The 1,738-nt window shown below is 63.9% G+C and carries 1 protein-coding gene; it reads left to right on the top strand.

Going from position 1 to position 1,738, the window contains the following annotated elements; genetic code table 11:
* Positions 1–410 precede the first annotated feature (410 nt).
* The gene (locus C1I97_RS36600; RefSeq protein WP_111007202.1) at positions 411–1,301 is read left to right on the top strand and encodes an aminoglycoside phosphotransferase family protein; all 891 of its coding nucleotides are present in this window, start codon (positions 411–413) and stop codon (positions 1,299–1,301) included.
* Positions 1,302–1,738 lie beyond the last annotated feature (437 nt).

Here is a 1,738-nt window from a genome sequence, read left to right as displayed (position 1 = left end):
GTCGGGTGCCGGTGCCGCGGCCCCCGTGCGGCGTGGCGGCCTTCCGTGCGGCGTGGCGGCCTCCCGTGCGGTGCCGCGGCCTCCCGTGCGGCGTGGCGCCGTCGCGCGCACGCCCCGACCGTTGTCCTTTGACAGCGAAGTTAGTCGGTTGCGGTGCCCTGACCTTGGGCGACTGGGTTCGATGGCAAACGATCGCTCTCGGTGGGTGCTTCCCGTGTTCCGTCTCAAGTGATCTGGTCCGAAGCCGCGGCGGTGACCTGGGGCGACCAGAACGGTTAAGACACCTGGGTGGCCGAAAAAATCTCAGTTGATCTGGAGCCTGGCGTCTGAATACTGGCTGTCGTCTCAGTTGATCTGGACTGTTTCCGTTGTTTCGAACTGGATTAGTGGAAGGGCCTGCGAGATTGACCATGCACGATGACCAAGTGGACGTGACCACAGACATCGTTGCGACCTTGATCCAAGAACAGTTCCCTCAGTGGAGTGGCAAGGCGATCCAACTCCTGTCGTCGACCGGGACGGTCCACGCCATCTTCCGCATCGGGGACGACCTCTCCGCGCGTTTCCCGCTGCGTCTGACCGATGCCGCGGAGGCGCTGGCGGCTCTCGAACGGGAAGCCCGGGCGAGCGCGGAGCTGGCACAGGTGTCTCGGTTCCCCGTTCCGGAACCCGTCGCCCTGGGAAAACCTGGAGCGGGTTACCCCATGCCGTGGTCGGTCCAGACATGGCTGCCGGGAACGGTCGCCTTTGATGCCGATCCGAGTGGGTCGGACGCTTTTGCCCGGGATCTTGCGGCCTTTATCGCAGCCCTGCGGGACGCCGAGACGCGAGGGCGGCTCTTCAGCGGCGAAAATCGTGGCGGCGTTCTCGCTCACCACGACGACTGGATGGCGAAGTGTTTCGAGGAGAGCGAGGGGCTCCTCGACGTGCCCCGACTGCGCCAGGTGTGGAGCCGCTTTCGGGAGCTGCCACGCACGGGTGCCGACGTGATGAGCCATGGTGACTTGATTCCCGGCAATGTATTGGTCACGGGAGACCGGCTCAGCGGCGTACTCGACACCGGCGGCTTCGGCCCGGCCGACCCCGCGCTGGATCTGGTCAGCGCCTGGCACCTGCTGCAGCCAGGCCCGCGGGAAGTGCTCCGGCGGACACTGGCCTGCGACGACCTGGAGTGGGAGCGCGGTAAGGCATGGGCCTTCGAACAGGCGATGGGTCTTGTCTGGTACTACGTTGAGAGCAATCCGACGATGAGCAGAATGGGGCGCCGGACACTCGACCGCATTCTGGAGTCGATGGATTGATGTCGCCCCGATCGTAGGCCGTGATAGAGACGATCGCTTACCGTCCCCACCGACAATAGATCGGCTGAAACCACACATCTCGGCTCGATTCGGGAAATTACTGAAAGCGACCCTGTGGAGAGCTGGGGCTTCCTTTTGCGGCATTGTGCCGTCGAGGGCAGTACTGACGGACGTAGTGGCGGAGCATCCTGTAGGACACGGAGGCTTCGTAGTCGTCCATGAGCCTCAGCCATATCTCTTTCGGCCCGAGGCCCTCATCTGCCATGGCCCGGATGTCCTTGATGAGGTCGTTGTCGAAGCCTCCATAGCTCAGGGCGGTTGCAAGTTCCGGGGTCGTGCGGCTGGTCGGGTTGTGACCGGTTGGGGCGCATAACAGGGCAGGCACGGGCTTCGTGATCATTGTGGTGTCTAAGCCAGATGATCACGAGGTGGCCCGT

This window comes from Streptomyces sp. NTH33, assembly GCF_003236365.1.
Classification (GTDB): domain Bacteria; phylum Actinomycetota; class Actinomycetes; order Streptomycetales; family Streptomycetaceae; genus Streptomyces.
This window is presented reverse-complemented; position numbering and strand designations above follow the sequence as displayed.